Source organism: Microbulbifer okhotskensis (assembly GCF_023895975.1).
In the GTDB taxonomy this organism is placed as follows: domain Bacteria; phylum Pseudomonadota; class Gammaproteobacteria; order Pseudomonadales; family Cellvibrionaceae; genus Microbulbifer; species Microbulbifer okhotskensis.
The window spans coordinates 1-6,366 of record NZ_JALBWM010000158.1; the positions used below are offsets into that span (position 1 = coordinate 1).

At 43.8% G+C, this 6,366-nt stretch carries 6 protein-coding genes; 2 read left to right on the forward strand and 4 right to left on the reverse strand.

The features are described from left to right. Together MO867_RS19900 and MO867_RS19905 are read right to left on the reverse strand one after the other, a co-directional pair. Nucleotides 1–1,417, reverse strand: a 1,417-nt coding sequence (locus tag MO867_RS19900; RefSeq protein ID WP_252472362.1) for a DEAD/DEAH box helicase, incomplete at its 3' end; no start/stop codon positions are given. Between the two features lie 5 nt (nucleotides 1,418–1,422). Beyond that, nucleotides 1,423–1,959 (reverse strand): VspR family transcription factor, encoded by a 537-nt coding sequence (locus MO867_RS19905; protein ID WP_252472363.1) that lies wholly within the window; start codon nucleotides 1,957–1,959, stop codon nucleotides 1,423–1,425. Between the two features lie 58 nt (nucleotides 1,960–2,017). On the opposite strand from MO867_RS19905, the gene MO867_RS19910 reads away from it, so the two are divergent. After that, entirely contained in the window at nucleotides 2,018–2,275 is a 258-nt protein-coding gene (locus MO867_RS19910) for a helix-turn-helix domain-containing protein (RefSeq protein ID WP_252472364.1), read from the forward strand. A 128-nt stretch (nucleotides 2,276–2,403) separates the two neighbouring features. On the opposite strand, the gene MO867_RS19915 is transcribed toward MO867_RS19910, so the two are convergent. Next, entirely contained in the window at nucleotides 2,404–2,700 is a 297-nt protein-coding gene (locus MO867_RS19915; RefSeq protein WP_252472365.1) for a hypothetical protein, read from the reverse strand. A gap of 590 nt (nucleotides 2,701–3,290) precedes the next feature. Then, the gene (locus MO867_RS19920) at nucleotides 3,291–4,106 is read right to left on the reverse strand and encodes a SprT-like domain-containing protein (protein WP_252472367.1); all 816 of its coding nucleotides are present in this window, start codon (nucleotides 4,104–4,106) and stop codon (nucleotides 3,291–3,293) included. 204 nt (nucleotides 4,107–4,310) lie between these two features. On the opposite strand from MO867_RS19920, the gene MO867_RS19925 reads away from it, so the two are divergent. Further along, nucleotides 4,311–6,366, forward strand: a 2,056-nt coding sequence (locus MO867_RS19925; RefSeq protein ID WP_252472369.1) for a DUF4158 domain-containing protein, incomplete at its 3' end; no start/stop codon positions are given.

The following is a 6,366-nucleotide window of genomic DNA, read 5'->3' on the forward strand; positions in this document are numbered from 1 at the left end:
TCGACCAGAGCGCTGCTTGATCAGGCCTGTTGAACACCAGAATTGACAATAACTCGGAAATATTGATACAGGCTTCATAGGATTGTGCAAGAGTAGATTGTGAGTCGACCAGCTCTATAGGGAGCCTCTCCCCAGTAGCACCGGTATTGATATCAATCTCCGAGCGGACCTCCGAAGCTTTCAACTCTAATTCATTTATGGATGAGATAGAATCAACGGAGACGTTGGTTGTTGATTTAATAGTGCCATAGCTCAGGATATTAGCTTCGGGAATATCTTCTGATACCCGTAAGGCCCACTTAATCAGTGTCGGAGCAGCTGGCATAAAAAGATAGCCCTTCTCTCCGCTTTCACCTGTAGTTCGAAGAATACGTCCAAGTACTTGACGGAAATAGAGTTCCGTTTTGACGCGTGTGAGATAGCAGCAAACCTGTAGGCGTGGCAGATTGGTACCTTCGCTGATCATCCCGACAGAAATAATCCATTTGCTGGAGCTATCACGAAATTGGCGGATGGTCGCCAGTGGATTGTCATCGATATAGGTGGCGATCACTGCTGTTTCATTGAACTCTGCTTGCAGTAGGAAGGCTATTCTTCTGGCATGAGAAACAGATGTTGTAACTATCAGGCCTCCAGCGTTAGGAGCTGACTTCCTCAGGTTATCGAGCTGATGAGCCGCTCGGCGCAGAACTTCGGTGATAAGAACTTCATTATCTAAAAGATCCTGATAACTGCAATCTGACTGGGATAACAGATCTTTGAATGAAGGGTAGCAATGAGTCTTAGAATCATCAGTAATTTGGGTAGAGGAGTTATCGATAGCGATGATACTAGGCTCTCTGCAGACATTGTCAGTGATCGCTTGGGCCAAGCCATAACGGTAGTCACAATGTACCCGGTTTGACTCCTTACAGTAGTCTGCCAAAACAATGGGAATATTATCAGACCTCCACGGTGTGCCGGTTAGTGCTAGCGAATAAGCTGATTTTTCGTTGATATGGCGATAAATAGCTTCTCCCCAGCTATTGCTATTACCTTCTTCAGTAGCAGCACAATGGTGGATTTCATCAAATATCACGAACACTCGATGATTTTTCAACGTTTCCCAAAATGATGTAGCCATAGAAATCATGGCCTGATAGGTCAAAGAACAGCCATGATCGCCGAGTTGGCCTCCTAGCCTTTTACCTGTCTGTGCTTCAAGCTCTTTCTGGAAATCCTTTGCCACAACAATTGCAGGGGAAAAGCACATCACAAGATCGATCATTCCCGCTTCAAACAGGCGCTTGGCCAATATAGCAGCCATAATCGTTTTACCTGCCCCCGGAGTGGCAAGGCACAAGAAGTGGCGAATGCCTGATGAATATTGACTATAGGCCTGAGAGATGGCCTCGGATTGCCATCGACGTAGTTTCATTATAATTAAAGGCTAAGTTTGGGGTCGAGTAGAGACTCGATTGCTCTAACTTTCCCGAGAGTTTTGGCATATTCTTCCCGGGTTTGATCATATTTCTTCTGAATTGCTACTTTTAGCCTGGGCTGTATTTGAGCGATAGCCTCATATTCTTCGAGCGCGCCCGCTGCAGACAGCAAATCTGTACGATATTTGCTCAGCTTTACTTTTAGAGTAAGAATAACCTCTTCAGGAAGTGACTCGTCTGATCGCTTGGATTTAGCTCCTGGGTGCTGGTGCACGGTAGGTCCTGAATTCAACCGAGTTAGATCTTTTATTCGATATACAATCGGATGTAGCTTCCCAGAAGCTACCCTTTCCAGAACTCCGTACTCTTCAAGCTTACGCAAGTGCCGTTTCACTAACTGACTAGTTAGATTCTTGGACTTAGAATTATCACCAGTCAGTTGCAAGTAAGCGTCTCTAAAACGGGAGACAGAAAAAGTATCAAAATTCCCTGTCTTCAAAAGTGAGACGAATTCAGGCTTAACCCTCAAAGCTTTCATAGTACATCTGGATGTCTCGAATTTCGCGCCATTCTACTTCGTCTCTACCATCGAGACAATGAAGTCCTCACCCTACTCACCTGATGTTGAAAAGCTCCGCAAATGGCTCAAGCAAAAGCGCGAAGAGCAAGGACTCTCTATCCGTGCTGCAGCTGCAATGCTAGGACGTCACCACTCGATCATTGGCAAGATCGAGCAGGAGCGTAAAAAGATCGATATCCTTGAGTTCGCTGAATACTGTGCGGTACTGAATGCCGACCCCCATGAGGGGTTAGATATACTGCTTAACTCCCTTAGGAGTAGGAAAAAAATATAGCTTTTTCCTCTCCAGCAGCCCTATGCCAGCTCGCAAATGACAAGACATCAAAAAACAAAAAGAAATAAATTTTTATACTCTTTTATGAAGTGAGGATAATAATCCTTTACCGCTACGTACGGCCACCTCTAACCCCTTCCGCCGAACTCAGCTTCAGCGATTATCCAGATCCCTGAGATTTCCTGGAATCTAGTTGGACCTAGTGGTAGGCCCACTAGCGTTGAGGCCAGGAGTTCCTGAGCTACACGGGCCACAATAAGTCCGTGCATACCCTTACACGCTTCCGAAATAGAACCGAACGCTTCCTGTAGTGGACATTCCTGGTCAAAGGGATACTCATGGAGCGACTGCGCAAGGCCGATATCCTCAAGTAGCCGGATTTCTGCTAGCAGCCGCCGATGTACTGGATCTGCATAGCTAACCATGAGAGGTTTTTCTTCAACAAGTTTGATAAAGCCAATAATGCAATGCGGCAAACTGAGGGTTCAGACAGCGCGCACAATCAAAGGGCAGCAGCTGCGTGGAAATACTTTTCTTGGGTATCTCGTGCCCAGAGTCTTGCCGCAGATCATGCGTAAACCGTCCTCTACCTTTCTATCGCTCCCTCAGCTCGAGCTGTGTCCTGCAATTATACTCAAAAGTCTTCAATGTGCGCTGCATTGGCTATGAAGCTCGCACCGATAGGATTTGCCACTCGCTATTACTGTACTGATTCTCGAAGCTCCTTTTGGTATGAACCCCGAAGTTCAGTTCCGTGCCTATGCAATCTCGCTATATTAACAAGGATAGAATGAGCTGGATCTGGAAATTCCAAGCAATAACCCATGATCATGTTCTCATACCACTCCAAGCCGAGAGGTGGACACCAATTATTATCATCCGCTCCAAATGGTGCTGGTGTATGAGAGAATAATGAGCAGTAACCCCCCATAAATTTACTGTGTTTCTGACATGAATCATCCTCCAAAACTACAGAATTGATTCATAAGTGATTCGAGAATAATTGTCTATTATGTCATTCAAGATCCCGTTCAAACTGAATGTCGCAATCGCCACACAATATGTGTAGCTTTGGTCTTCCATACACAATGACATCACAACCAGGGCATTGATAACGGATGCGAGTCTTTCTCTTAGGTGTTTCCAAGATTTGGAGGTTGCTTGGCAACAATGAATTGACCGTTGGGACTGTAGAAGTGAATGGGGTGCCCTGTTCTAAGGGTGATACTTCGAAGCCGTCTTCGGATAGAACATATTCACCAGTAGTACCACTTTCTAGCAGTACCCTATCAGGTTTTGAATTAGGGTTAGCCCCTGCAATTACTGGCTCAAATAATCGAGGCAGGGCCTTCCTGTCAAGCCAAAACAAGCCAATTTCACGGTCAGCCTCAAGCTCCTGAAAAACTTTCAGAAAGTTTCCGTCTTCTAGAATGTAATCCCCCATAAACTGCCCAATTATGTTTCCACCGGGTTCACCTGTTGAACTGGGCATCAAACCCACCTCAATCATTTTTTTCGCCCATTCCATATTGTGGTAGTACTTACGCCCGGGGCTCCCATGGAAATGTTGCCAGCAATGAACCATTTCATGGATCAAGGTTTGCATAACTTCAATAAGTCGTGAGCTAGCTATATAGGATGGATTGATCGCTATTTCACTCACAATCCTGCCGTGTACGTCACTCCAACGATCACCAGTAAAGTACCCCATTACTCCGGGTTTACGTTGCACTGTGAAAATGATTGGAGGAAGTGATGCATCAAACAACCGCTCATTAAACCGGTCATATGCGACTTGTAGAGATTGATAGAGTTCTGCAGTAGGATTCATCGACCGAGTTTTATCAAGTAGGCAATATAATTATCGCATCATATGTGATTTAGGAATATGAGTTTGTCTTTTTATTCCTTAAATGCAATTTTACTGTTGTGTACACTACAATAAAATCAAGATTTTATTATAAAAAATCTAACATATATAGCGCAAAAGAATTTATACCTTTTGTCAGGCCAAGGAAGGGACTACTAAAGTAACATGAGTTCAAACCAGGAGCACATCCTCCCCCCATCTCGGCAAAAGGCCTGGGATGCACCTCCAAAACTAGATTTGCGGCAAAGAAGCATTTTTACGTGTGACTCAATTACCCAAAGGGTACTTAGGAGGATAACTCGCGAGGATTACAAAGTCGGTTTTCTTCTCCAAGTCATTTACTTCACACGAAAACGTCAATTCTTCAAGGCTTCAGACTTTCCAGTAGAGCATATCCGCGCGGCCAGAAAAGCTCTATCGCTGAAGTCAACTAAGGCTGCGTTTGACTACCCGGCAGATGTCGCCTCCCGGCATAAGAGTAAAATTCTAAAGCAATATGACTGGCGAGCTTTTGATGCGAGCTTCAAGGCAAGGTTTAATGATCTTGCGAACTCCCTAATTGATAAGCGTCGCAGAAAATCGGACATCGCGGATTGTTTATTGGAGTATTGCCTTGAGCAACATCGAGAAGTTCCTTCATTTATCATTGTCCGAGAAACTATTCAACATGGATACCGAGATTATGAGGAAAAGCTAGCCACAGAAATCTATACTCACTTGTCAGATTCGCAACAACAGATTCTAAACAATCTGGTGTCGGAATCTGACGAATTTCTATTACATCGTGACGTCAAACGTATCAAACAGGGAAGCCAACTCAACCACTGCAAATTAAATGGGAGGATATTACAAAAATTTCATGATTTGCATACTGAGTTTTTACCTGTAATTTCTGCCTTGTACCTTACCCAGGAAGCAACAGAAGATCTCGCAATTTGGGTGAAACAAGCGACTTCCACTCAACTCCGGAAGTTTCGAGATCAGGGGCGTCGGAACTTACATTTGCTTGCGTATCTACAGTACCAGCACTTCCATCGCTCGGATGCCGCTGTAGATGCGGGGAAAAAGATCGTCACACAGCTTTTAAATCACGCTAATTCCTATCAAAACAGAGAAAGTGATAAGCAGGAAAATGAATTCTTAGATGCAGCAGCAGCTATAAGTAATGTTACTCGAAATAGTAAAGAACTGATCAAGAAAATCATTGATGTTGCACGATCAAACAAGCTGTCAGATCGGGAGAAGGTGCGGAAAATTCTAAAATTAGCTGAAGCGCTCATGCTTTCAGACTTTGATGATGTCGACATCACCTTACAGGCTGTCGATACCGATATAATCAAGCGTCGCCGGAAGTTAGACTACTATAATTTTATATTTTCAAGATCCAGATCAATTCAAAAATCGCTAGGCCCGCTTTTGAGGCCGTTGGTTTTTGAAAGTTGCTCAAGCTTGGAACTTCTGTCGGCCATAACAGCATATCAGAAAGGGTTGGATAAAATTTCCGATATGACCCCAATGGGATTTTTAACAAAGTACGAGCGTGACCTAATATACCGGGAGGGCGAGTTTTCTGCCATTGGGAAGTACAAAGTTTTACTAATTATCCACGCTTTTGAGGGGTTAAAAGATGAATCTTTGACTCTAAAGTACAGCTACAAATACCGACCAACAGAGTCTTATTTTATACCGTATGAAATGTGGCGAAAATCGTTCGATGAGATTCTTATTTCTACAGGCTTGAATGAATACCGCAACCCTGAAAAATACTTGAACACGATTGGAATGACTGTGACAGAACTCTTTAAAACGGTTAATCAACGAATCGACAGCGAAGAAAACACATATGTGAAATTTAGTAAAAACGGAACTTGGTCAGTAGACACCCCAGCAACGGACTTTTCAACTGATCAATTTGTCTCTCAGCTCATGGGAGAGGATACTAGTTTTAGTCTCTATCAAATTATCCATCAAATTAATACATACACAAATTTTACCGAAGAGCTAGAGCACCGCACAAAGAGATTTGCCAATGAAGAGTTTGTGCTGTCGCATGCGTATGCGGCGCTCATGAGCCTGGGTACAAATATCGGCCACAACCATATGGCTAAAGCATGCCAACAAATTTCCTTAAAGCAGCTTAGAGATATTGAGTCTAATCGCTTTTCTGTGAGTTATTGTCAATTCTGGTGTTCAACAGGCCTGATCAAGCAGCGCTCTGGTC